The sequence below is a fragment of the Microbacterium sp. FW305-3-2-15-F-LB2 genome, from assembly GCF_058787255.1.
In genome coordinates this window covers 105926-130128 of the sequence record NZ_JBYSZO010000001.1, presented here as the reverse complement: position 1 = coordinate 130128, position 24203 = coordinate 105926, and the positions used below count along the sequence as shown (strand labels likewise).

Here is a 24203-nt window from a genome sequence, read left to right as displayed (position 1 = left end):
CAACGTTGATCGGATCAATGTGCCCCACCCGCTCCCCCGCCTCACCGCCGCTCAGGCCGCCGCACGCCTCGCCGTGAAGCCGGCGACCCTGTATGCCTACGTCTCGCGCGGGATGCTCGCGCGCGAACGCGACGCGCACGGTTCGACGTTCGACGCGCTCGAGGTCGAGGCCTTCGCCGCCGCGCGTCGGCGCACGGCCGCGCCCGCTCCGTCGCACCCGACGACCGGTCTCCCGCTCGGGGTCATCCGCACGGGCGTCGCCGACATCGAGGACGGCGAGCTCCTCTACCGCGGCCGCCGCGCCCGCGATCTGATCGACCGCCCCTTCGCCGACGTCGTCGCGTGGCTGTGGGATGCCGAGCGCGTCAACGCACCCGACACCGCGATCGGCTCCGCACGGGCGATGGTGCAGGCGTTGCCGCTGCAGACGGGTCCGATGGACCGACTGCGCGCGGCACTGACGGGCTTCGCCGCCGACGATCCGCTCCGGCGCGACGCGAGTCCCGCGACGGCGTATCGCGTCGGGTGGGTCCTGCTGACCGGGCTCCCCGTCGCCCTCGGCGGGCACCCTCATGCCGATCTCGCCCGCTCCCTGGTGAGCTCGTGGATCCCCGCCCCGTCGGCCGCGGTGGTCGCGGCCGTCAATGCGGCTCTCGTGCTGCTCATCGACCACGATCTGGCCGTGTCGACCTTCGCGGCGCGCGTGGCGGCATCGGCACGGGCCGACGGATACGCCGCGGTCAGCGCGGCGCTCGGCGCCGCCGATTCGCCCCTCCACGTCTCTGCCGCCACCCGCACCGCGCGCCTCCTGGCCCGGGTGCGCCGCGGCCTGGAGCCGGAGCGGGCCCTGGCCGAGGCGCTGCAGGAGGGCAATGGCATCCCGGGGTTCGGCCATCCGCTCTACGACAGCATCGACGACCGGGCCGACGCCCTGTTCCCGCTGCTCGCCACCCTGCCCGACGGCGCAGGGACGATGGATGCCGTGCGCCGGCTCCGGGAGGTCGTCGACGACCGCGCCCGCCTGGCACCGAACGTGGACCTGGCACTGGCGGCGCTCGCCTCAGCGGCCCGGCTCCCCGAGGACACCGCGGCCATGGTGTTCGTCGTCGGGCGCACGGCCGGATGGATCGCCCACATCGCCGCCGAGTACGCCGAGCCCGCGATGCGCCTGCGACCGCGCGGGGAGTACATCGGGCCGTAGCCGCGGCGGCGGGGTCCCCTCCGTACCGCCGTGCGGAGTCCGCTGGGGACACGCCGCGAAGCCGGGCCGCCGACGGCGTGTCACCCACCGACTCCGCGGGACGGTCCCGGGTCGGTCAGCCCCGGTCCCACCCCTTCGCCAGCTCGACCACCGCGGCGACCGCGGCCTCGGTGTCGGCGGGCGTTCCCCCGGCTCGCCCGGCGGCCAGTCCGGCGACGAAGGCGCTGAGCGGAGCGGCGGGGCGCGCCACACCGTTCGCGACGTCCCGGGCCAGGTCGAGGATCAGCGCGATGGGGATGTCGCCCTCCGCGAGGCCGAACTCCTCGGCCAGGGCGGCGCTCCACTCGTTCAGCGCCTCGGGCGGCAGGGTGCGGGATTCGGTCACGGCTCCTCCTCGGGGGATGCGGGAGCACGTCCGCCCGCCGCAGTCAGATCGTCCCACGTGTCGATGTCGCGGGTGACGTCGGCATCCGCGCGGATCGCGCCGACCTCCAGGCCGCCGAGCAGTGCGCGCATCGACGCGTCGCGCCCGCCGTCGGGCAGAGCGCATGCCGCCTCCCGGAGCGCTACGGTGCGATACCGCCCGACGAGCCACTGCCGTCGACCGTCGTCGAGGCACGCTCCGTCGAGACCGGCCGACAGCGGCTCCGACAGCAACGCGACCGCACGATCGGCGTGCGCGAGATCGCAGGCCACGACGTAGACCTCGTCGGCATCCACCGACTCCAGAGCAGCGACGATGCCCGCGACCGGACCGCCGAAGGGCGGATCCTCACGCACCCACTCCACGTCGAGCGTCGGATCGAGGACGGGGGCCGCGACGACGATCCGCCGCGCCCCGTGCGTCCGGACCGCTTCGACCGCCGCGCCGAGCAGCGTGCCGCCGTCGACCTCGAACAGCGGCTTCACCGCACCATCGACGCGCGAGCCGCGCCCGCCCGCGAGGAGGATCGCGTCGACGCTCACCACAGCGCGACCGTGACGAGCTCGTCCGGCGCGACATCGCTCTCGCGGGGCGGGAGCACGGCGAGTCCGTCGGCGGCGCCGAGGCCGCGCGGGCCTCGCTCGGTCGGGCGCGCCACCCACGCGGCCGGATCCGTCCGGTCCAGCGAGACCGGAACGTACTGAGTCTTCTCAGGTCGGGCGCGCCACCCTCCGGCGAGCGCGACGCGCGTGCTCGTGCGGCCGACCTCGGCATCCCCCTCCAGCGCCCGCAGCGCGGGGCGCACGAAGAGCTCGAACGAGACGGCCGCGCTCACGGGATTGCCGGGGAGGCCGAACAGCAGCGTTCCACGGGGCGTGACCCCGAAGCCCTGAGGCTTGCCGGGCTGCATGCGCACGCGATCGAAGCGCATCAGGTCGCCGAGCGTGTTCTTCACGACCTCGTACGCTCCCGCGCTGACGCCCCCCGAGAACACGACCACGTCGGCACCGGCCGCTTCGGCGGCGGCGATCGCCCGGCGGGGGCCGTCGGCCTCGTCGGGCACGCTGGTGCGCAACACGATCTCGGCACCGGACTCCTCGGCGAGTCCCGCGAGCAGGACGCTGTTGGACTCGGGGATCTGCCCGCGCCGCATCGGAGCGCCGGGAGAGACGAGCTCCGACCCCGTGGACACCACCGCCACACGCGCCGCGCGCGACACCGACACGGTGCCGACCCCGGATGCCGCGATCGCGCCGATCCACGCCGCGGTGAGCCGCACGCCCGCGTCGACGACGAGGTCCCCCGCGCTCACGTCCGACCCCCGACGGCGGATGTGCGCCCCGGGCGCGCGCGGCGCCGCGACGACCGTGACGGGGTCGAGGCCGCCGGCGAGTCCACGCTCGGTGTCCTCGAAGGGGACGACCGCCGTGGCGTCGGTGGGCACGGGCGCCCCCGTCATGATGCGCGCCGCATCGGCGGCATCCAGGGTCGGATCGAGATCGGTGCCGGCCGGAAGGTCGGCGACGACACGGAAGGTCGCCGGCACGGCGGTGACGTCGGCGAAACGCAGCGCGAAGCCGTCCATGGCCGAGGAGTCGAACGCGGGCACATCGACCGCGGCATGCACGGGATGCCGCAGCACGCGGCCACGCGCCGCGGCGACGTCGTGGGACTCGGCGGGGAGCGGCCGCGCCGCCTCGAGGACGGCGGCGAGGTGCTCGGCGACGTCGATCACACGACCGACCGACGGAGGGTGAGGGGCATGTGCCCAGCGTAAGCCGGGCCGGCGCGGCGGGAGGGAATCGCGCGAGCGGAGGACGGGGGAGCTCTGACACGTCCTCCCCCGACGGAATCCCCTCCCTTCGGCGACACCGCGCGAGTACCGTGTGCGGCATGAGCGACCTGACCTACTCCGAGATCGGGGCGACGGCCGGACCGCTTCCGCCGGGGTACCACCACGTGCGCGCCGAGCGCGTGATCGGTCGAGGTCGCGTCGCGTTCGAGCAGGCGGCGGACGCGCTGCTGTGCGGCGCCGTTCAGCGACGGGCGGGCGCAACCGTGCGGATGTCGGACACACCGCTGCGCGTCGGCACCCGGATCGACATGCGGCTCGGGCCGTTCGGCATCCCGTGTCTGGTGGTCTGGACTGAGCGCGACGACGACCACGCGGGGTTCGCGTACGGCTCGCTGCCCGGGCATCCGGAGAGCGGCGAGGAGCGCTTCGTCCTGACCCTCGCCCCATCGGGCGAGGTGACCTTCACGATCACGGCGTTCTCGCGTCCCGGCCGCTGGTTCACGCGGATTGCGTGGCCCGCGAATCGCCTGATCCAGCGCCGCATGACCGAGCGCTACCTCCGGACTCTCGACACGCCGAGCCGCTGACACCCCGAACCACTGACCGACCGGATGCCACGGCCCGGGCCGCATGTTACGAGTCGGGCCGCATGCCACAAGCCGGGCCGCATGCCACAGGTCGAACCGCATTCCACGCCCCACCCGAGAGGGGAGGGACCGCAGCCCCTCCCCTCTCGTGTCACTCGTCGGCCGACTCGTCCGTCCGGCGTGGACGCAGCAGCAGCGCCACCACGACCCCCACCACGATGACTGCGACGCCTCCGACCGACAGGCCGATGACCAACCCCGACGGGGCCGCGGGGGTTGAGGCATCCGGGGCCCCTGCTGCTTCCTGCTGCGACGCGACGCTCGCGCACGGCGACGCTTCCGAGCCGGCGGCGGCCGTCGCGCCCGGTGCCGGGGCATACGCGAACGCGTACGTGCCCGAGACGGGGTGACCGTCCGACGACACGGCTCGCCACGTCACCTGGTACTCGCCGGCGGGTCCGAGCTCCACCGGGGTGGTGAGCGCCGGTCCCGCGAGAGCCGTGCAATCGGTCTCGTAGTGGCGGGCGTCGGGCCCGACGACGATGACCTCGTTGCCGCCGTCAGCGCCGAGGAGGTTGGCGCTGAACGTCAACACCACATCGGATGCCGTCGACACCGTCTCGTCGGCCGTCGGCGTCGCCGAGACGAGGCTGTCGTGGGCCGACGCGGCCGGGGCTCCGCCGAACGCCGCGCCCACGGCGGCCGCGGCGACGATGAGGCTGAGGAGGCCGGCCCGACGCCGAGACGCCGTGAGCGCGCGCACGGTCAGGCCTTCTTCGGGCGGCGGGCGAACGCCAGCGCGCCGAGGACCGCGCCGCCGATGCCGATGACGAGCGCCGCGATGCTGAGGCCCAGCGCAACCCCGGCCGAATCGTCGGAAGCGGAGGACGCCGACGCCGACGCGTCGGCCGCGTCGTGGTCGTCGTCGGGCGCCGCGGTCGCGGTGTCGTGCGAGGCGCCGTGGCCCGCGGCCGGCGGTGCGTCGTTGATGTACAGCACCGGAGCGGGCTCGAGCGTGTCGTCGGCGGCGACCTCGTCGGGCGTGGCCGACCAGTTCACGACCTCGCCGTCGGAGTACGTCTGCACGGCGGGCAGAACGACGTGTCCCGTGTCGGGCACGGGTCCGAGGACGGCCGAGAAGACCTGGAACTGGTCCTGACCGATGCCCACGCCGGGGTCGGCCTGCCAGACGATCTTCAGCGGTCCGTCGCTGATGGTGTTGCCGTCGACCTCGACGGGCGCCGGGAGGGCGCCCTTCTCGACGGTCGCGGTCCAGCCGGGCACCGGCTGCACGAGGACCGCCGTGAACGGGGTCTCGGTCGGGAGGGTCACTTCGATCTTCACCGTCGAGGCCGTCTCCGACTCGGTCGGAACGCGGAAGTTGACCGTGGCGTAGCTGCCCGGGGTGGCGGTGTTGGGGTTGACGGTGACGTGTGCGGATGCCGCGAGCGGGATGCCCAGCGCGAGGGCGAGGCCGGCGGCCGCGCCCACGAGGGCGCGCGAGAACGTACGGGACATGAATGCTGCTTTCTGCGAAATGCGCAGGCGTGAGGGCACGCCGAAGCGCGAAGGGTGAAGAGGAGAGGGTCTTACGCCGCGAGCGGCGGACCCCGATGCCTCATCACCGACAGCACGGTCATTGCGACCGTGAGCAGCGGCGCCTCCGGACGCACGCGGGGCGCCACCCGGGGGCGCGGCGCCGAGACGGGCACGAGGGCGCGGAACGTGTCGGTCAGCAGCCAGGCCACGGCGCGCAGCGCATGCTCGCCCGAGCCGAGCGCCACGACGGTGACGGCCGCGGCGAACGCGTGCGCGACCCACATCCAGGGCGACTCGGTGCCCGTGAGCCCGTGGGAGTGACCGGATGCCGCGACCTCGGCGAGAGCTGTGGCACCGCCGTGGTGGCCGGAAGCGACGATTCCCCCGCTGAGGTCGACGGCGAGCAGCGAGTGGAACAGCGCCTGGCTGGCGACGATGGCGGTCGTCAGGCGCCACCACGAGGCGGTGCGGCCGACCAGGGCGATGCACAGCGGCGCCGCGAGGCTGAGCGCCAGGACGACGTTCAGGGCGGCGGGCAGGTCGCCCGCGGCGACGGAGTGCGAGAGGGTCGCGACGAAGGTGGCGAGCACGGCAGCGGACACCCCGCGTACCGCGCGACGCGCTCGCCCCGCTCTCGCCGACATGTCGGTCCTCCAGATTCGTGCGCTGCCATTCCATCACACGGGTCGGACACCGACCCCCGCCTCGCACCCCGGGCGTACGCTCGACGCATGTCCCCCACCTCGCGCGAGCGGTCCTGACGTGGGCCGCCTGACGGCGTCGCGCCGCGTCACCCGCATCACGCTCGACGGCGTGAACCGGCAGCGACCGGATGCCGTCGCCGTCGAGGAGCCGCTCGAGATCCGCGTCGCCGGGTCACCGCTGTCCGTCACCATGCGCACGCCGGGTCACGACGTCGAGCTCGCGGCGGGGTTCCTCGTGTCCGAAGGCGTCATCCACCGGGGCGACCAGTTCGCTCGCGCGATCCACTGCGGAGGACCGGGCACCGGCGGCGCCGACGGCAACACCTACAACGTGCTCGATCTCACCCTCGCCCCGGGTGTCACGCTCCCCTCGCCCGACATCGCCCGCAACTTCTACACGACCAGCTCGTGCGGGGTGTGCGGAACGGCATCCATCGAGGCGGTGGAGAAGGTGTCGACGTACGACGTGTCGGAGGACTCCATCCGGGTCGAGGCGGTCGACCTCGCGGGCTTCCCCGACCGCCTCCGCGAGGGCCAGAAGGTGTTCGAGAAGACCGGCGGGCTGCACGCGGCAGACTCCCACTGTCAACTGGGTGCAGATCTTGGTGTGTTTGCGTGGGCGCGCTGAAGGCGCCGCTCGGCCCCGAGTGTCGGGCGGGGGTGTCGAAAGCGCGCGGTCAGGCGGCGGTGATCAGTGCGGCTGAGCCGTGGCGGGCGGGGTCGTAGGTTTCGTGGTTGGTCCAACAGCGCCAGAGGATGCGGGTCCAGCGTGCGGCGAGTCCGCGGAGGGCGCGGTGGTAGCGCTGGCCTTTCTGGTCCCGGGCGTCGCGGAACGCGGCGGCCGCCCAGGGTGACATCTTGATGGAGTTGAACGCCCACCACATGGTGGCTTCTCGGAGGCGGCTGTTCGCGGCGTAGCGGACCTGACCGACCGGGACCTGCCCGACGAGCGGGTGACCGGGGCGAGGCCGGCTTCGGCGAGGAGCACTTCAGGTTGCGGGAACCTTGCGCGGTCTTCACCGATCTCGGCGAGCAGTACCGCAGTGAGCACGGGGCCGATGCCGGGAAAGCTGGCGAAGATCAGGGCGTCCGGGTGCTCCGCGGTGGCTGCGGCGATTGCGTCGTCGTACTCGGCGAGCTGCGTGTTCAGAAGCTGCAGCACCTGGGTGAATGCGAGAGCGGAGAAGCTCTTGCCCGCGACCGTTCCTGGCGAGCCGGAGAGCAGGTTCTGTCTCATCCGGTCCGCGAGGGTCTGCGCGGGGACTCTGCCGGTGTAGTGGTGTCGGGAAAGGAACCCTGCCATCCTGGTGGTCTTCACCCGGGACGCGTTCGCCGGTGTCGGATAGTCCGTTACGAACGACAGCGTGATCTGCCGGTCGACGGACGAGAACAACCGAACGGGTGCGGGGTGGTAGGCCTCGAGGATCATCCGCAACTGACTCTCCGTCGCCTGCTGCGTCTCGAGGAGCCGGTCCCGGTCCCGTGTGAGTGCCTTGATCTCGGCGAGCAGCGGTGACGGGACCGACAGCGGGCGCCAGTGCGCATGGTCGAAGCGGAGCGTGTCGGCGAGTACGAACGCGTCGAACCGGTCGTCCTTGACCGCAGCGACCTTGTAACGCTCCCGCGCCCTCGCGGAGATCCGCGGAGACACGGGGAACACCGCATGCCCGGTCGCTTGAAGGTGCTCGACGAGGAGACCTTCGGAGCGTTCGATCGCGATCGGGACCTGCCGCCCGAAGCCGTTCAGATGCAGGTCGAGTTGGTGGAGCCCGGCGACGTCGTGACTGACACGTGTCTCAAGTAGCCGCTTCCCGTCGGGCGCGACAACGCAGAGCTGGTGGTTCTCACCGCCCCAGTCGATGCCGGCGAATACCGGCCACGCTGGCAAGTTGAGGTCTGGCATGAGCGCTTCTCCTTCGAAGACGAGGCCCGCCTCGTGACGGACCCCTCTGGACGCTCACTCAGGTGCTCCCGCTGTCGGGGCACGACTCCCACTAGCCAGTCGGAATCCGCCACCGCCGGGAGGGACAGGTCTGCCGCTGGACCTCGAAGGTCACGCTGCCAAGGTCCTCTCCCGACGGTGAGGATGAACCAGCGGGACGATCCCGCCACTAACCATCTTGACGAGTGGGCGCTGTTCGACGTCGCCTCGGGCGAGCTGCTCGTCGTGCGCGAAGACGTCGGCCGCCACAACGCCGTCGACAAGGTCGTCGGTTGGGCCCTGCTGAACGACCGGCTGCCGCTGCGTGGGACCGTGCTGCAAGTGTCGGGCCGCGTGAGCTTCGAGCTCGTGCAGAAGGCCGTGATGGCCGGCATCCCCGTTCTCTCCGCCGTGTCGGCGCCGTCGTCGCTCGCCATCGAGTTGGCCGAGCGTGCCGGACTCACCGTCGCCGGATTCGTCCGCGGGGGCAGCATGAACCTCTACACACGTCCGGATCGCATCGTCGCACCGTCCACAACCCCCGCCATGGCGGAGGCCTCGGGCGTACGCTGACCGGAGGCGCACGGTGTGTGGATGCCACCGTGTCGGCGCCGCAACCATCGAAGGGGTGAGCATGGGTGACGCGTTCGGGCTGATGAAGGAGACTCCGCGCCAGGGGGGTCTCGGACCCGCCGTGACAGGCGACTGGTCGAGCACCGGCGAGTACCAGCACCCGGCCGCCGGATGGGGTGCCGCGCTCACGGTCGGCAAGGTCCTGCTCGAGCAGCGCCAGCCCGTCGCCGGCACGAAGGCGATGTTCACGATGAACCACCCGAAGAGCGGTTTCGACTGCCCCGGGTGCGCGTGGCCGGACGACAAGGGCGTCGCCCTCGACATCTGCGAGAACGGCATCAAGCACGTCACGTGGGAGATGACCCACAAGCGCGTCGGCAGGGAGTTCTTCGCCGAGCACTCCGTGTCCGAGCTGGCCGAATGGTCCGATTTCGCTCTCGAGGATGCCGGCCGACTCGTCGGTCCGATGGCGTACGACGCCGCGACCGACCACTACGTCCCGATCTCGTGGAACGACGCGTTCCGCCTCATCGCACAGCACCTGCAGGGTCTCGACAGCCCCGACCAGGCCGCGTTCTACACGTCCGGGCGCCTCAGCAACGAGGCGTCGTTCCTGTACCAGTTGTTCGCGCGAGAGCTCGGGACGAACAACCTCCCCGACTGCTCGAACATGTGCCACGAAGGTTCGGGCCGCGGGCTGACGGCATCCCTCGCCACCGGCAAGGGCACCGCCGACCTCGAGGACTGGGAGAACTGCGACGCCCTCTTCGTCCTCGGCGTCAACGCGGCGTCGAACGCCCCGCGCATGCTCACGAGCCTCGCGGAGGCCGTCGATCGCGGGGCGCAGGTCGTGCACGTGAATCCTCTGCGCGAGGCGGCGGCGACCCGCACGATCGTGCCGCACGAGATCGTCGACATGGCGACGTTCCACTCGACCCCGACGAGCACGATGAACCTGCAGGTTCGCCCCGGCGGCGACCTCGCCCTCATCCGCGGCATGGCCAAGGTCGTCTTCGAGGCCGCCGAGAGCGACCCGTCGGTGCTCGACCGCGCGTTCATCGACGGATACACGCACGACTTCGAGGCCTACCGAGCACTCGTCGAGGCGACGGCGTGGGGCGACCTCGTCACGCAGGCGGGTCTGACCGAGACCGAGATCCGCGCAGCGGCCGATGTGTACCTCGCGTCCGAGCGCACCGTCATCAGCTGGTGCCTCGGCGTCAGCCAGCACGAGCACGGCGTCGACACGGTCCGCGAGATCGTCAACCTCCTCCTCCTGCGCGGCAACGTCGGGCGCCTGGGCACCGGTCCGTCGCCCGTGCGCGGCCACAGCAACGTGCAGGGCAACCGCACGTGCGGCATCAACCACAAGCCGACGGAGGAGTGGCTCGCCAAGCTCGACGAGGTGTGCGGCATCCGCTCGCCCCGCGATCCCGGGCTCGACACCGTCCACACCGTCGCGGCCCTTCACCGCGGCGACCTGAAGGTGTTCGTCGGAATGGGCGGCAACTTCGTGCGGGCCGCTCCCGACACGAAGCTCACGGCCGAGGGCATGAGCCGCTGCGAGCTGACGGTCCACGTCAGCACGAAGCTGAACCGCAGCCACCTCACGCACGGCAAGGCCGCGCTGATCCTCCCTTGCCTCGGTCGCACCGAGCGCGACGAGCAGGAATCCGGTCCGCAGTCGATCTCGACCGAGGATGCCATGAGCTCCGTCATGCTCTCGCTTGGGTCGCGCAAGCCCGCGTCGCCGCACCTCCTCAGCGAGCCGGCGATCATCGCGCGCATGGCCCGCGCCGCGATGCCCGACTCGAAGACGCCGTGGGAGTGGTACGTCGCCGACTACGACCGCATCCGCGACACGATGGCGAAGGTGCTGCCCGGCTTCGAGGGCTTCAACGAGCTCGTGCGTCAGCACTGGGGCTTCCGCATCCCGCAGCCGGCTCGCGAGCGCGACTTCCGCACGCCCTCCGGCAAGGCGGAGTTCTCCACGGCGGAGCTCCCCGACGTCATCCCCGCCGACTCCGACGTCCTGGTCCTCCAGACCATGCGCTCGCACGACCAGTGGAACACCACGATCTACTCGGCCGACGACCGGTACCGCGGCGTCCGGAACATCCGCGAGCTCATCTTCATGAACCGCAAGGACATGAAGGAGCGCGGCATCGCCGAGGGCGACCTCGTCGACATCGTGGCGACCTCACGCGACGGTTCGGTGCGCAGCATCACCGCGTTCCGGGCGCTCGAGTACGACACCCCGCGCGGCAGCGCCGCGGGGTACTTCCCCGAGATGAACGTGCTCCTCGGCCCCGACGACTACAGCCGCCAGAGCGACCAGCCGCTGATGAAGAGCCTGCGCGTGCGAGTGGCGAAGACGGCCTGACCGGATGCCGCGGCTGCACGCGCTGTTCGCGTGCAGCCGCAACCGGCTGCGCAGCCCGACCGCCGGCCTCGGTGCGCACGGCACAACCTCAGCGATTCGCACAAACTCAGCCCGGGCCTCGGCTGAGGGACTGAGGTTGCGCGAATCGCTGACCGAGCGCGCGCCCGGCCCCTGGCATCCACGATCGAGACGACCCGCGCCACCCCCGCACAACCTCCGTGACCCGCACCACTGCCACACACCGCCGTCGCGCGCAATCTCAGCGATTCGCACACCCTCAGCCCGGATGCCGCCAAACGGACTGAGGGTGTGCGGATCGCGGAGCCGCGGCAGCCTGCACGGACCGCCCAACTAGACTGATCCCGTCCGGCCCCCGCGATTCTTGGAGCTCAGCCGCGTGACCACCCCGAACCCCGCTGCACCCGCCCACCGCACGGCCCTCGCCGATACGGTCGAGAACGCGATCGCCACGCCCGAGAAGGACCAGCCCTACGGCGCCCTCGGCCTCAAGGACGACGAGTACGCCCGCATCCGCGAGATCCTCGGCCGCCGCCCCACCAGCGGCGAGCTGGCGATGTACTCGGTCATGTGGAGCGAGCACTGCTCCTACAAGTCGAGCAAGATCTACCTGCGCCAGTTCGGCCAGAAGGTCAGCGACGAGATGAAGACCCGCCTCATGGTGGGCATGGGCCAGAACGCCGGCGTCGTCGACGTGGGCGACGGCTGGGCGGTCACCTTCAAGGTCGAGTCGCACAACCACCCGAGCTACATCGAGCCCTTCCAGGGCGCGGCCACCGGCGTCGGCGGCATCGTCCGGGACATCATCTCGATGGGCGCGCGCCCCGTCGCCGTCATGGATCAGCTCCGGTTCGGCGCGATCGACCACCCCGACACCCCGCGCGTGGTGCACGGCGTCACCAGCGGCATCTCGTTCTACGGCAACTGCCTGGGCCTGCCGAACATCGGCGGCGAGACGGTGTTCGACTCCGTCTACCAGGGCAACCCGCTCGTCAACGCCCTCGCCGTGGGCGTCCTCCGCCACGAAGACCTCAAGCTCGCGAACGCGTCCGGCGCGGGCAACAAGGTCGTGCTGTTCGGTGCCCGCACGGGCGGCGACGGCATCGGCGGCGCGAGCATCCTGGCATCCGACACCTTCGCCGACGGCGGACCCACCAAGCGCCCCGCGGTGCAGGTGGGCGACCCGTTCGCCGAGAAGGTGCTCATCGAGTGCTGCCTCGAGCTCTACCGCGACGACCTCGTCGAAGCCATCCAGGACCTCGGTGCCGCGGGCATCTCGTGCGCCACGAGCGAGCTCGCGGCCAACGGCAACAGCGGCATGAAGGTCGAGCTGTCGAAGGTGCTGCTGCGCGACCCGTCGCTCACGCCCGAAGAGATCCTCATGAGCGAGAGCCAGGAGCGCATGATGGCGATCGTGGCTCCCGAGAAGCTCGACGCGTTCCTCGCGGTCGTCGGCAAGTGGGACGTCGAGACGAGCGTGCTCGGCGAGGTCACCGGCGACGGCCGCCTCGTCATCGACTGGTACGGCGAGCGCATCGTCGACGTCGACCCCTCGACCGTCGCCGTCGACGGCCCCGTGTACGAGCGTCCCGTCGCGTACCCCACGTGGATCGACGCGCTGCAGGCCGACTCGGCCGCGAAGCTCCCCCGCGCCGCCGACAACGACGCCCTTCGCGAGCAGTTCACGACCCTCGTCGCGAGCCCCAACCTCGCCGACACGTCGTGGATCACGAACCAGTACGACTACTACGTGCTCGGCAACACGGCGCTGAGCTTCCCCGACGACGCCGGCATGATCCGCGTCGACGAAGAGACCGGTCTCGGCTTCGCGATCGCCACCGACTGCAACGGCCGCTACTGCCAGCTCGACCCCTACACCGGCGCGAAGCTCGCGCTCGCCGAGGCGTACCGCAACGTCGCCGTCACCGGCGCGGTTCCCACCGCCGTCACCGACTGCCTCAACTTCGGCAGCCCCGAGAACCCCGAGGTCATGTGGCAGTTCAGCCAGGCCGTCGAGGGCCTCTCCGACGGATGCCTCGAACTCGGCATCCCGGTCACCGGCGGCAACGTGTCGTTCTACAACCAGACCGGTGACCAGCCGATCCACCCGACCCCCGTGGTGGGCGTCATGGGCATCATCGACGACGTCGCCGCGCGCATCCCGAGCGGCTGGCAGGATGCCGGCGAGAACCTGTATCTCCTGGGCGTCACGGCCGACGAGCTCGATGGTTCGCAGTGGGCCGGCACCATCCACGACCACCTCGGCGGCCGTCCGCCGAAGGTCGACCTCGCGCAGGAGCGCAAGCTCGCCGAGCTGCTGCAGGCCGCGGGTTCGCAGTCGCTCGTCTCCAGCGCGCACGACCTGTCGTCGGGCGGACTCGCCCAGGCCCTCGCCGAGGGCGTCATGCGCTTCGGCGTCGGCGCGCGCGTCTGGCTCACCGAGCTCATGGAGCGTGACGGCGTGGATGCCACGGCCGCCCTGTTCAGCGAGTCGACCGGCCGCGTGCTCGTGAGCGTGCCGCGCGAGGAGGACGTGAAGTTCCGGGGCCTGTGCAACGGCCGCGGCTACCCGGTGCTGCGCATCGGCGTGACCGACGTCGAGCCGGGTGCGGAGGCGACGCTGGAGATCCAGGACGTGTTCACGGTTCCCGTGTCGGAGCTGCGCCGCCTGTCGACCGAGACGCTCCCCGGCGTCTTCGGCCCGACGGTCACCGAGCCCGCCGCCTGAGCCGTCCGGCCCATCGGGCCGGGGTCCGTACGAACCCGCCACACGAAAGGAGTCGCCGATGACCGAGCACGACGACGACATGGCGGGCTTCGACGCCCGCCGTCAGCGCCGCGTCAAGATCACCGCGTGGGTGGTGATCGGCGCCCTGATCCTGACGGGTGGCGGCGCGACGGTCCTGACGCTGCTGTTCGGCTGACGCGTCTGACGGCCCCGCCGGTCACGACGCGACACCTCGGCGGCCGGCCGCCGAGGTGTCACCCGGGTCAGAGGAGGGCGGCGAACCGCTCCGTCTGCTCGACCGGGCCGATGACGATGAGCAGATCACCGGCCGACACCACCGAATCGGCGCCGGCGGGACGCCATTCCCCATCGGCGCCCTTGATCTTCACGATCGTCACACCGTGGCGACGACGCACACCGGCCTGCTGAAGGGTCATCCCCTCCAGTTCCCGGGGTGCGACGGTCTTCGCGACCACGAGGTCTTTGTCGAACTCGACATAGTCAAGCATCGCGCCGCGGACGAGGTGCGCCACCCGTCGGCCCATGTCCGCCTCGGGATAGACGACGTGCTCGATACCGAGCTGCTCGAGGATCAGTCCGTGCTGCTCGCTGATGGCCTTCGCCCAGATCGACCGCACGCCCATCCGCTTGAGCAGAGACGTCGTCAGAATGCTGGCCTGGATGTCGGTGCCGATGCCCACCACGACCCGGTCGAAGTCCAGAACACCCAGCTGCTCGAGGGCTGCCTGCTTCGTGGAGTCCGCGCGCACGACGTGGGTGAGCACGCCGTTCATCGCCTGAACGATGTCCTCGTCGGTGTCGATGCCGAGCACTTCGGTGCCCGAGCGGGCCAGCTCGATCGCGAGCGCTCCGCCGAAGCGCCCGAGACCGATGACCGCTATGGAGGATGCGTTCTCACGTGTGCGGCGGCGACGGAAGAAGGGGGCTGCGTTATCCAATGATCGGACGCTCCTTCGGGAGTTCGTACATGCGCTTCTCTCGGGTCAACGCGAGGGCGGTGCCGAGCAGGACGGGGCCGAGCCGGCCGATGAACATCAGGACGATGAGGATGAGCTGGGCGGCGGTCGGAAGGTCCGCGGTGATCCCCGTCGACAGGCCCACGGTGGCGAACGCGGAGATCACTTCGAAGAGGACGCGGTCGAGACCGAACGGGCTGATCACCATGATGGCGAGGGTCGAGCCGACGACGAGCGCCAGCGACAGCAGCGCCACGGTGAGCGCCTCGCGGTGAGTCGACCGCGGGAGGCGTTTGCCGAACATGTTGACAGCGGTGTCCCCTCGCAGCTCGGCCACGATGATGAACAGGAGGACGGCGAACGTCGTGATCTTCAGGCCGCCCGCCGTGCCCGCGGGACCGCCACCGATGAACATGAGGATGTCGGTCACGTACCAGCTCGCCCCGTGCATCTGCGACACGTCGATCGAGTTGAACCCCGCGGTGCGCGGCATCACGGACATCGTGAACCCGGCGAGAACGCGCCCGGCCGGGTCCATGGGCCCGAGAGTCGCGGGGTTCGACCACTCGAGCGCCGTGAGGGCGACCGCCCCGGCCACGAGCAGGACGATGGTGCCGGTGACGACCGTCACGGTGTTCAGGGTCCACCGACGCGGGAAGCGGATCCGCCGACGCAGCTCCATGATCACCGGGAACCCCAGACCACCGAGGATGATCGCGGCGCAGATTGGCAGGCAGATCCACGGGTCGGTCGCGAACGACATCAGGTTGTCGCTGAAGAGGGCGAAGCCCGCGTTGTTGAAGGAGGACACGGCGTGGAACGCGCCGAGCCAGAGCGCTCGACCGAAGGGCTCGCCGTACCCGAGTCCGAATCGTCCCGCGAGCAGGATCGCCACCAGGACCTCAGCGATCACGGTGATGGTGGCGACGCCGAGGAGGACCCGACGCACATCGCCCACCGCGACGGTGTGCGTCTCGCTCACGGCCGTCAGGCGCGTACGCAGGCCGAGCCGCCGCGCCACGAGCAACCCGAGGAGGGTCGCGAGGGACATGACGCCGAAGCCGCCGATCTGGATGAGCACCATGATCACGACCTGACCGAACGGCGACCAGAAGGTCGCCGTGTCGACGATGATGTGCCCCGTGACGCACAGCGCGCTGGTGGCGGTGAACAGGGCCTCCATGAAGGTCGCCCCGCGCCCCTGAGTCGAGACGGGAAGGCTCAGCAGACCCGTGCCCATGGCCAGGACACCGCCGAACGCGAGGACGATGGCCCGCCCGGGCGTGAGTCGCCAGAGCACGCCGGCGCCCACGCTGCCGCGCCCCGCGGATCGCCGGAATCTCACCGAGCAACGATCTCACACCCCCGCTCGGCGGCCGACCGGACGACTCAGGCGCTTGTCGGCACACCGTCGTAGCATGAGGGCGTGGAACCGCTCCTGGCGCTGATCGCCGACTGGTGGTGGATAGGCCCCGCTGCAGCCGGTGCCGGCACCGTCGGCTGGATCGGCGTGCGCAGCACGCGCCGCCGCGCTCTCCCCGCGGGTGGCTCCACGACCGATCGCTCCGCGCGGGCGTGGGCGAATCGACCGCTCAGCAAGTCCGCCGCCCGACGCCTCGAGTTCGACGCGGCCCTTCTCGATCTACAGAGGTCACGCCACGCCGTCACCCGCGGCCGGGCCGAGGTGAAGATCGCGGATGCCGAGGTCATGCGCGCCCAGGCCGAGCGCGCGGCATCCCGAGTCTCCTCCGACGCGGTCTCCTCGGCGCGGGCACGCCTCACCGCGGCGCAACGCGAACTTCGGGCGGCCTCGGCCGAGATCCGGGCGCGTCGCGCCGCCGTACGCGCGGCGAAGGCGATGCTGCCCGCGATCCGCGCCGGCAGTGCTCCGCTGCCCGTCGAGCGGCTGTTCGCCGAGCACGACGCGGTGCTCGTGCGCTGGATGGCGTACGAGACCGACCCGGCGCTCGCGATCGACTTCCCGGTGATGAGCGATCCGAAGTCGCCGCTCCTGGCGGAGTTCCTCCGCGCTCACGAGCGAGCGCAGTGGCTGCGCCCGGCGTCGACGACCTCGCGGCTCGAACCGGCCGACTTCCTCGCCTACCGCGACGCCGTCCGCGCGCTGACCCACGCGTTCGAGCGGGCCGAACGCGCCGCGCGCCGTGGGCGAGACGACGGTCCCCCGGTGGATCCCGCCGACGCGTGGGGCCGGATGGCGTCGGACTGGGCCGAGCAGGCGCAACGGGCTCTGGCCTGGTCGATGGAGAACATGGGGAAGGCGGCATCCAAGTCGTGGAACGAGCGCCACACCAAGCGTGCGCGCAAGAACGACCCGGACGCGTAGCGTGGCGACGTGAACGAATTCCTGCAGTTCGCCGGGCACTACTGGTGGCTCGTGTTCCCGCTGTTCGGCATGACGATGGGTGCGATCGGCACCGTCAGCAAGCAGCGCGAGCTCTCGGCCCGACGCCGCCACCGCGAGCAGCTCGAACTGATGCGGGTGCAGAGCGGTGTCGCGGCATCCGTGCCCTCCCCGGTCGTCCAAGCCCCTGCAGTGGGCGACGACCTGGCCCGAGCGCAGGCGCGACACGACGACATCACGCATCGTTGGCTCGACTACGAACTCGACGTCTCGAAGCTCATCTCCTACCCCGCGATGAGCGACGGCCGGCAACCCCTCACCGCCGCATTCCTGCGCGCGAAGAAGGTCGCCGACAACCTCCGCCCCGCCGCGGGTGAGAAGCCGACGCGCGAGCGTCTCGCCGAGTACCGCGACGCCGTGACCGACTACGAAGTCGCGTTCGAGGTGGCCGAGCGCGACGCACGGCGTGTGAAGGCGGCGGCGTTCACCCCCGAGGAGCGCAAGCGCCTCGAGACCGCTCAGCAGTTGCTCGGCGTCGCGGTCGACCAGGCGGCGACTCCAAACGAGCGGCAGGTCGCCTACCGCCGCGTCCGGCAGGAGCTCGACGGACTCATCTGGCTGAGCGACGAGGCCGTCGAGAACCTCGAGAAGAAGGTCGCGCTCGAACTGCCGCGTCCCGCCTCACCGACGCCGCCCGAACCCGCCGTCTGACGCCACCGTTCGTCGCGGACGCCGATCCGCGAACCTCGACGCGACGCCGCCTCAGCGCGCGCGGCGGATGCGCACCGGCCCCCGCGCGGTCGTCACGTCGACGATCTCGCCGCGCTGCGTGACCTCGACCTCGCCGGCGTCGACGAGCTCGCGCGCGGCATCCCGCGCCGGTTGCATCAGGTCGCGCCACTCGTCGCCGCCCACCTCACGGGCCGCCTCCGACGGGCAGATCGTCGCGCCGTCCGCCCGCTGCGCGAGCAACGAGCGGATGGATGCCACGAGCCGGGGATCCGCAGCAGATGACGGGGGCATGTGTCCAGTGTCCCTCCGCGAGACGGCATCAGGGGCGAGAATCGGCGCGTGCCTGTCGAACGCCACGCCCCCGCCCTCCCCGGCCGCGCCGTCATCGAGCAGCGGTGGAACCGCGCCGTCTTCGTGCACTGGCGCGTCGACCCGGACGAGGTCGCGCCGATGCTGCCCGCCGGGACGCGCCCGGACGTGCACGACGGCTCGGCGTGGGTGGGGCTGGTGCCGTTCGTGCTGAGCGAGTTCCGCTTCCTGCCGTTGCCGCCCGTACCGTTCGTCGGCACGTTCACCGAGATCAACGTCCGCACGTACGCGGCCGACGGCGCCGGGCGTCGAGGGGTCGTCTTCCGCACGCTCGAGGCCGAGCATCTCGCGCCGGTGCTGGCGGCCCGGGCGCTGTTCGGACTGCCGTACCGCTGGGCACGTGCGGGGGTGCGCACCGACGGGCCGCTCATCGAGTACCGGTCGCGCCGGCACACCGACCGGCATCCCGGCACCCGCCTGCGCGCGCGCATCGGTACCGACCCTGTCGACACTCCGCTCTCGCGCTTCCTCACGGCGCGCTGGGGATTCCACGAGCGCCACCTCGGCCGCACGATCTGGGCCGCGAACAGCCACGAGCCGTGGCCGCTCGTCACCGCCGAGCTCGAGGTGCTCGACGACGACCTCGTCGCGGACGCCGGCTTCCCGCAGCTCGCCGGACGCACCCCCGACTCCGTGCTCGCGATGCCCGCAGGGCACCCCGGCTTCCGCACGCGCTTCACCGCCGCCCGGGCGATCGCGAGAGCCCCCTCCGCCTGAGTCGACGGAGGGGGCTCGCGGTTCGGTGCGTCAGCTGCGCTGCGTCGAGAACGCCTCGGGGTTCTGCTCGAGCCACGCGTCGACGGCCTCGGCCTCACGGCCCTCGCCGTATTCGTTCACGACGAGGTCTTCGAGCGAGCCGTACTGCGCGTCGTCGAGCTGGATGCCGGCGATGAGCTCAGCGGCATCCGGGTACTTCTCGGCGAAGCCGGCGGTACCGAGGAAGTGCAGCTTCTCGGGGTCGCCCATGAGGCCCTGGGGGTCGGCGAGGTCCTTCACGTCGTACGCGTCGTTGGCCCAGAACGGGCGCCACAGGGTCACCGCGATGTCCTTCTGCGCCGAAATGGCGTTGTCGAGTTCGGTGAGCATGGCCGCAGTCGACGAGGTCACCAGCTCGAAGTCGCCGTCGAGGCCGTAGCCGGGAAGCATCGTCTCCTGCGTCTGCTTCGTCAGACCCGCCCCGGGCTCGATGCCGTAGATCTTGCCGTCGAAGCGCGCAGCGTTGCCCTTGAGCTGGTCGATCGAGTCGATGTCGACGTAGCTGGGCACCGCGATCGTGAGCTTGGCGTTGTCGTAGTAGGAACCGAGGTCTTCGATCGAGTCGCCGTACGTGTCCATGTAGGACTTGTGGGTCAGTTCGGGCCACGCCGACGGGTAGATGTCGACGTCACCCTGCGCGAGCCCGGCGTACAGCGGACCGGCCTCGGTGAGCGTCTGCATCTCGACGGTGTAGCCGATCTTCTCGAGCTGGTCCTCGAGGAGGTACGCGGTGCTGAGGCCGTCGGTCCACGACGGCAGGAAGCCGAGCGTGATGGTGCCCTTGTCGCCGCCGTCGCCGGCGCCGCCCTCGGCCTGGTTGCCGCTCGCGCAGCCGGCGAGCGCGAGGGACGCTGCGGTGCCGAGGACGAGGATGCCGGTGAGGTGTCGCGTGTTCTTCATGTGATTGCTCTCTTTCTGGTTCCGTATGTCGTTTCTTCGACGCGTGAGGGGTCGATTTCTGTCGCTTCGATGACCCCGAAGCGACACTTGTTGACCCCTCACGCGCGGGGTTGGGGGGTCAGGCGCCCGTGGTGATCGGGGCGCGACGCGGGGAGGCGACCGCGCGCTCGGCCTCCGTGTGGGCATCCCCGGCCGGAGTGTCGGGCGTCCGTCGGCGACCGAGGATGCCGAGCAGCGACGACGTGTTGCCGGAGCGTGTGCCGAGGGCGGCGGTGAGGCGGTCGAGGTAGACCGCGAGGATGACGACGCTCAGCCCCGCCTCGACGCCCTTGGGCAGGTTGACCGTGGAGATCGACTGCACGACCTCCTTGCCCAGACCGTCGGCTCCGACCATGCCGGCCACGACCGCCATCGACAGCGCGAGCATGATCACCTGGTTCACGCCGGCCATGATCGTGGGCATCGCGAGCGGCAACTGGATGCCGCGGAGGATCTGCCCGGGCGTCGCGCCGAACGCGTGTCCGGCCTCGACGGTCTCGGAGTCCACCCCGCGGATGCCGAGCTCGGTCAGACGCACGCCAGGAGGGAGGGCGAAGATGACCGTCGCCACGACACCGGGAACGACCCCGATGCTGAAGAAGGTGATGGCCGGGATGAGGTACACGAACGCCGGCATCGTCTGCATGAAGTCGAGCACCGGCTTCATGACGGCGCGCACGGTGGGGTTGCGTGCCGACCAGATGCCCAGCGGCACCGAGATCGCCACGGCGACGGCGGCGGCGATGACCACGAGCGCGAGCGTCTGCATGGCGGTCACCCACTGTCCCATCGCGAGGATGAGGGCGAACCCGACCACGGTTCCGACCGCCAGCTTCCACGAGCGGACGAGCCAGGCCAGGAGCGCCGCGACGACGATCACGACGACGATCGGGGCGGACAGCAGCACGTCACTGAGGCCGCCGACCAAGAAGCGGACGACCACGGCGATGACGTCGAACAAGCCCGAGAGATTGTCGCGGAGCCAGTCGACTCCCGCGTCGACCCACGTGCCGACAGGAATGCGGAACCCGTCCATCAGCGCACCCCCTCGATTCCGGATGCCACGGCGTCGGGCGACTCACCCGCAGAAGCCGGGGCAGCGGCGAGCACGGCGTCGATCTCGGCAGAGGGCACGGGCTGTGGAAGCACCGTGATCTCCTCGGTGGAGGTGGGTCCAGGGCCGAGCGCGGCGAGCAGCGTCACGCGCGGGATGACGCCGGTGAGGCGTCCCTTGGCGTCCACCACGGCGAGCGGGAGGGGCGACTCGACCGCGGGCACGAAGAGGTTCATCAGTACCTCGTCCTCGCGCACGCTCTGCGGCACGGGCTTGAGCCTGCCGAGCAGCGAGCTCTCGCCGGCGCGGACGAGCTTCACGGCGTCACGGTCGGTGACGATGCCGAGGAGCTTCCGGTCGCGGTCGGTGACGTACACGGCCGACATGTAGGCGTCGCGCATCTGGCGCAGGGCCGTGCGCGGGCCGGCGGCGGCATCCACTCGGGGGCGCGGACGCTCCATGACGTTGGCCGCCGTGAGCACGCGGGCGCGGTCGACGTCCTGCACGAACTGCTCGACGTAGTCGTTGGCGGGGTCGGTGAGGATGTCCTCCGGCGTTCCGATCTGGACGATGCGGCCGTCGCGCATGACCGCGATGCGGTCGCCGAGGAACATCGCCTCGTTGAGGTCGTGCGTGATGAAGACGATCGTCTTCTTCAGCGTCCGCTGGAGCTCGAGGAGCTGCTCCTGCATCTCGCGGCGGATGAGCGGATCCAGGGCACTGAAGGCTTCGTCCATGAGCAGGATGTCGGTGTCGGCGGCGAGAGCGCGGGCGATGCCGACGCGCTGCTGCATGCCCCCCGAAAGCGCCGAGGGGGGCTTGTCGCCCCAGCCCTCGAGGCCCACGAGTGCCAGGATCTCGTCCGCCTTCGCGAGGCGCTCGGCCTTGCCGACGCCGCGGATCTCGAGCGGGTAGGCGACGTTTGCGGCGACCGTGCGGTGGGGCAGGAGGGCGAAGTGCTGGAACACCATCGCGATGCGCTCGCGACGGAGGGTCCGCAGACGCGCGGAGCTCACTCCGGTGAGGGCGTCGCCCTGCACCTCGACGGTGCCGGCCGTGGCGTCGTGCAGGCCGTTGAGCATGCGGATGATGGTCGACTTGCCGGAACCGGAGAGGCCCATGATGACGAAGATCTCGCCGGGTTCGACGTTGAAGCTCGCGTCGATGACGGCCGCCGTTCCGGCGTCGTCGAGGTCGTCCCGCCGGGCCCCGGCACGGAGCTTCTCGACGGCGGTCTGAGGGGAGCGGCCGAAGACCTTGAAGAGGTTCCTCGCCGCGATGGCATGCGGATGGGTCACTGTGTGCACCTGTGCGGCCTCGGGTGGCCGCATCGGTCACGCCCGGGTGGCAGCCGCTCGGCGCTCCTCGGGGGGACGAGCGCTCCGACGCCGGATGTCGGATCCGGGTCCTGGCCGCCGACCGTACGCTCGCGGCGCGACTCCCCCGAGTCGGCACCGGCGACCGCGGACTGGTCGGGTGGGCGGCCCCGCGAGGGGCCTCCTCTACCGTTTCACGCTGATGGATCGGCTGGCAAACCGACCGTTCGTTTGCGTTCGGCGGACATCCGTGGCACGCGCGGGCGCGAGACAGAAGAGCCACGGGCGCTCGGCGACGGAGAACCCGACGGCCGGCCCGGGCGTGTCGGCTCAGTCGTCGGTGGGCGTACCGGCGGCGGACCGGTGGTGCCGGATGACCTCGGCCACGACGAAGTTGAACCACTTCTCGGCGAAGTCCGGATCGAGGTCGGCCTCGGCGGCCAGACGCTTCAACCGGGCGATCTGCTGCTCCTCGCGGGCGGGGTCGGATGCCGGCATCCCGTGCTTCGCTTTGAGCACCCCGACCTGCTTGGTGCAGCGGAAGCGCTCGGCGAGCAGGAAGATGAGCGCGGCGTCGATATTGTCGATGCTTCCGCGCAAGCCCTGCAGGATCGTCGTGGGGTCGGCCTCGGTCATGGGTCCTCCGGATGCGACCCTATCGCGCCCCGCCCCGGGCGACCGCGAGCCCTACAGTGTGAGCATGAGCCGATCCACGCGCCCCGACCCGTCCGCCGAAGGCGCGAACGCCGGGGAGGTCACGTCCCGGGATCGGCCGATGTGGTGGGCCTTCTCCCGGCCCTACGCCGCGGGGTTCTTCCTCACCCTCGGCGGCCTGACGGCGATCCTGCTGGGCCTCGCACTGTCGAGCCTGTCGACGGTGCTCATCTACATCGCGATCGCGCTCTTCATCGCGCTCGCGCTCGATCCCCTGGTGCGGCGGCTCGTTCGCCGAGGCGTCTCGCGGGCCTGGGCGATCGTCATCGTGTTCGGCGGCCTCGCCGTCATCCTCGTGGCCGCTCTGTGGCTTCTGATCCCGCCGGTCGTCCGGCAGGTGGAGCAGTTCGTCACGGACATCCCCACGTTCGTCAACGACCTGATCAACAGCGACGCCGTCCGGTGGGTCGAGACCAACTTCGGCGACAGCCTCGGCAACATCCTCCAGGAAGTGCAGAAGTTCTTCACCAACCCGGCCAACCTCACCGCCATCGGCGGCGGCCTGCTCCAGGTGGGCGTCGGCATCGCGACCGGCATCTCGGGCGCGATCATCGTGCTCGTGCTGAGTCTGTACTTCTTGGCATCCCTGCCTGCCATGAAGAACTCGCTCGTGCGCCTGACTCCGGCGCGCAGCCGCGAGACCGTTTCGGAGATGACCGGCCAGATCACCGAATCGGTCGGTGGCTACCTCGCGGGGATGGTCGTCCTCGCGCTGTGCAACGCCGTCTTCGGTTTCATCGTCCTGACGATCCTCGGCCAGCCCTTCGCCGCGCTCCTCGGTGCCCTCGCCTTCGGCATCACCCTGATCCCGCTCGTCGGTTCCGTCCTCTTCTGGGCGACGGCGTCCGTGCTGACGCTCATCGTCGACCCGGTTTCGGGGCTGATCTTCGCCGGCGTGTATCTCGTGTACATGCAGGTCGAGGCATACGTCCTCACGCCCCGCGTGATGAACCGCACCATCTCGGTTCCCGGCTCGCTCGTCGTGATCGGCGCGCTCGTCGGCGGCACTCTCCTCGGCCTCCTCGGAGCGCTCGTGGCCATCCCCGTGACCGCGTCCGTTCTGCTGATCGTGAAGCAGATCATCATCCCGCGGCAGGATGCCAAGAAGTAG

25 protein-coding genes are annotated in these 24203 nt (G+C 70.9%); 11 read left to right on the top strand and 14 right to left on the bottom strand.

The window, feature by feature from the left end:
* The first annotated feature begins 19 nt into the window (after positions 1-19).
* A complete protein-coding gene (locus AC3WLZ_RS00660; RefSeq protein ID WP_492468632.1) occupies positions 20-1201 on the top strand; it encodes a citrate/2-methylcitrate synthase in 1182 nt (393 codons plus the stop codon).
* A 115-nt stretch (positions 1202-1316) separates the two neighbouring features.
* Here the strand turns inward: AC3WLZ_RS00660 and AC3WLZ_RS00655 are convergent, their stop codons facing one another.
* The 3 genes from AC3WLZ_RS00655 to AC3WLZ_RS00645 are packed head-to-tail and all read right to left on the bottom strand — an operon-like array spanning position 1317 to position 3360.
* The gene (locus AC3WLZ_RS00655) at positions 1317-1586 is read right to left on the bottom strand and encodes a DUF6457 domain-containing protein (RefSeq protein WP_412923185.1); all 270 of its coding nucleotides are present in this window, start codon (positions 1584-1586) and stop codon (positions 1317-1319) included.
* On the bottom strand, positions 1583-2170 hold the full coding sequence (gene mobA / locus AC3WLZ_RS00650; protein ID WP_492468631.1) for a molybdenum cofactor guanylyltransferase: 588 nt from the start codon (positions 2168-2170) through the stop codon (positions 1583-1585). The genes AC3WLZ_RS00655 and mobA overlap by 4 nt, the downstream gene beginning before the upstream one ends.
* A complete protein-coding gene (locus tag AC3WLZ_RS00645; protein ID WP_492468630.1) occupies positions 2164-3360 on the bottom strand; it encodes a molybdopterin molybdotransferase MoeA in 1197 nt (398 codons plus the stop codon). Before AC3WLZ_RS00645 ends, mobA begins: the two co-directional genes overlap by 7 nt.
* A gap of 158 nt (positions 3361-3518) precedes the next feature.
* Here AC3WLZ_RS00645 and AC3WLZ_RS00640 point away from each other — a divergent pair, with 158 nt between their 5' ends.
* Positions 3519-4007: a DUF1990 domain-containing protein gene (locus AC3WLZ_RS00640; protein ID WP_492468629.1), complete on the top strand. Its 489-nt coding sequence runs from the start codon at positions 3519-3521 to the stop codon at positions 4005-4007.
* A 151-nt stretch (positions 4008-4158) separates the two neighbouring features.
* On the opposite strand, the gene AC3WLZ_RS00635 is transcribed toward AC3WLZ_RS00640, so the two are convergent.
* The 3 genes from AC3WLZ_RS00635 to AC3WLZ_RS00625 all read right to left on the bottom strand — a co-directional run bounded on the left by AC3WLZ_RS00635 (position 4159) and on the right by AC3WLZ_RS00625 (position 6190).
* Entirely contained in the window at positions 4159-4770 is a 612-nt protein-coding gene (locus AC3WLZ_RS00635) for a copper resistance CopC family protein (protein WP_492468628.1), read from the bottom strand.
* Positions 4771-4772: 2 nt separating this feature from the next.
* Positions 4773-5525 (bottom strand): YcnI family copper-binding membrane protein, encoded by a 753-nt coding sequence (locus AC3WLZ_RS00630; protein WP_412923180.1) that lies wholly within the window; start codon positions 5523-5525, stop codon positions 4773-4775.
* A gap of 71 nt (positions 5526-5596) precedes the next feature.
* Positions 5597-6190 carry a hypothetical protein gene (locus tag AC3WLZ_RS00625; RefSeq protein ID WP_412923179.1) on the bottom strand — a complete coding sequence of 198 codons (594 nt, stop codon included), beginning with the start codon at positions 6188-6190 and terminating at the stop codon, positions 5597-5599.
* Positions 6191-6308: 118 nt separating this feature from the next.
* Between AC3WLZ_RS00625 and AC3WLZ_RS00620 the strand changes: the two genes are divergently transcribed.
* Positions 6309-6878 carry a formate dehydrogenase accessory sulfurtransferase FdhD gene (locus tag AC3WLZ_RS00620; RefSeq protein WP_492468626.1) on the top strand — a complete coding sequence of 190 codons (570 nt, stop codon included), beginning with the start codon at positions 6309-6311 and terminating at the stop codon, positions 6876-6878.
* A 63-nt stretch (positions 6879-6941) separates the two neighbouring features.
* On the opposite strand, the gene AC3WLZ_RS00615 is transcribed toward AC3WLZ_RS00620, so the two are convergent.
* On the bottom strand, positions 6942-8153 hold the full coding sequence (locus AC3WLZ_RS00615) for an IS110 family RNA-guided transposase (protein ID WP_492468625.1): 1212 nt from the start codon (positions 8151-8153) through the stop codon (positions 6942-6944).
* On the opposite strand from AC3WLZ_RS00615, the gene AC3WLZ_RS00610 reads away from it, so the two are divergent.
* The 4 genes from AC3WLZ_RS00610 (at position 8088) to AC3WLZ_RS00595 (ending at position 14069) form a co-directional block, all read left to right on the top strand.
* Entirely contained in the window at positions 8088-8744 is a 657-nt protein-coding gene (locus tag AC3WLZ_RS00610) for a formate dehydrogenase accessory sulfurtransferase FdhD (RefSeq protein ID WP_492468624.1), read from the top strand. The genes AC3WLZ_RS00615 and AC3WLZ_RS00610 overlap by 66 nt on opposite strands.
* Positions 8745-8805: 61 nt before the next feature.
* Positions 8806-11127 carry an FdhF/YdeP family oxidoreductase gene (locus AC3WLZ_RS00605; protein ID WP_492468623.1) on the top strand — a complete coding sequence of 774 codons (2322 nt, stop codon included), beginning with the start codon at positions 8806-8808 and terminating at the stop codon, positions 11125-11127.
* Between the two features lie 397 nt (positions 11128-11524).
* Positions 11525-13873, top strand: a complete 2349-nt coding sequence (gene purL, locus AC3WLZ_RS00600; RefSeq protein ID WP_492468622.1) for a phosphoribosylformylglycinamidine synthase subunit PurL — start codon at positions 11525-11527, stop codon at positions 13871-13873.
* A gap of 58 nt (positions 13874-13931) precedes the next feature.
* A complete protein-coding gene (locus AC3WLZ_RS00595; protein WP_412923174.1) occupies positions 13932-14069 on the top strand; it encodes a hypothetical protein in 138 nt (45 codons plus the stop codon).
* A gap of 67 nt (positions 14070-14136) precedes the next feature.
* On the opposite strand, the gene AC3WLZ_RS00590 is transcribed toward AC3WLZ_RS00595, so the two are convergent.
* Together AC3WLZ_RS00590 and AC3WLZ_RS00585 are read right to left on the bottom strand one after the other, a co-directional pair.
* On the bottom strand, positions 14137-14832 hold the full coding sequence (locus tag AC3WLZ_RS00590) for a potassium channel family protein (RefSeq protein WP_412923173.1): 696 nt from the start codon (positions 14830-14832) through the stop codon (positions 14137-14139).
* A complete protein-coding gene (locus AC3WLZ_RS00585) occupies positions 14825-16090 on the bottom strand; it encodes a TrkH family potassium uptake protein (protein ID WP_492470929.1) in 1266 nt (421 codons plus the stop codon). The genes AC3WLZ_RS00590 and AC3WLZ_RS00585 overlap by 8 nt, the downstream gene beginning before the upstream one ends.
* Before the next feature lie 186 nt (positions 16091-16276).
* On the opposite strand from AC3WLZ_RS00585, the gene AC3WLZ_RS00580 reads away from it, so the two are divergent.
* Positions 16277-17194, top strand: coding sequence for a hypothetical protein (locus AC3WLZ_RS00580; RefSeq protein WP_492468621.1), 918 nt, complete (start codon positions 16277-16279; stop codon positions 17192-17194).
* Between the two features lie 9 nt (positions 17195-17203).
* The gene (locus tag AC3WLZ_RS00575) at positions 17204-17923 is read left to right on the top strand and encodes a hypothetical protein (protein WP_492468620.1); all 720 of its coding nucleotides are present in this window, start codon (positions 17204-17206) and stop codon (positions 17921-17923) included.
* A gap of 51 nt (positions 17924-17974) precedes the next feature.
* Here the strand turns inward: AC3WLZ_RS00575 and AC3WLZ_RS00570 are convergent, their stop codons facing one another.
* Positions 17975-18235: a DUF3253 domain-containing protein gene (locus AC3WLZ_RS00570; RefSeq protein ID WP_412923170.1), complete on the bottom strand. Its 261-nt coding sequence runs from the start codon at positions 18233-18235 to the stop codon at positions 17975-17977.
* Between the two features lie 48 nt (positions 18236-18283).
* Between AC3WLZ_RS00570 and AC3WLZ_RS00565 the strand changes: the two genes are divergently transcribed.
* Positions 18284-19030 (top strand): YqjF family protein, encoded by a 747-nt coding sequence (locus tag AC3WLZ_RS00565; protein WP_492468619.1) that lies wholly within the window; start codon positions 18284-18286, stop codon positions 19028-19030.
* Positions 19031-19060: 30 nt separating this feature from the next.
* Here the strand turns inward: AC3WLZ_RS00565 and AC3WLZ_RS00560 are convergent, their stop codons facing one another.
* The 4 genes from AC3WLZ_RS00560 to AC3WLZ_RS00545 all read right to left on the bottom strand — a co-directional run bounded on the left by AC3WLZ_RS00560 (position 19061) and on the right by AC3WLZ_RS00545 (position 23014).
* A complete protein-coding gene (locus AC3WLZ_RS00560; RefSeq protein ID WP_412923168.1) occupies positions 19061-19969 on the bottom strand; it encodes a glycine betaine ABC transporter substrate-binding protein in 909 nt (302 codons plus the stop codon).
* Between the two features lie 118 nt (positions 19970-20087).
* Positions 20088-21044: an ABC transporter permease gene (locus AC3WLZ_RS00555; RefSeq protein WP_492468618.1), complete on the bottom strand. Its 957-nt coding sequence runs from the start codon at positions 21042-21044 to the stop codon at positions 20088-20090.
* On the bottom strand, positions 21044-22393 hold the full coding sequence (locus AC3WLZ_RS00550) for a quaternary amine ABC transporter ATP-binding protein (RefSeq protein ID WP_492468617.1): 1350 nt from the start codon (positions 22391-22393) through the stop codon (positions 21044-21046). The genes AC3WLZ_RS00555 and AC3WLZ_RS00550 overlap by 1 nt, the downstream gene beginning before the upstream one ends.
* Positions 22394-22708: 315 nt before the next feature.
* Positions 22709-23014, bottom strand: a complete 306-nt coding sequence (locus AC3WLZ_RS00545; RefSeq protein WP_492468616.1) for a chorismate mutase — start codon at positions 23012-23014, stop codon at positions 22709-22711.
* A 64-nt stretch (positions 23015-23078) separates the two neighbouring features.
* Here AC3WLZ_RS00545 and AC3WLZ_RS00540 point away from each other — a divergent pair, with 64 nt between their 5' ends.
* Positions 23079-24203 carry an AI-2E family transporter gene (locus AC3WLZ_RS00540; protein WP_412923164.1) on the top strand — a complete coding sequence of 375 codons (1125 nt, stop codon included), beginning with the start codon at positions 23079-23081 and terminating at the stop codon, positions 24201-24203.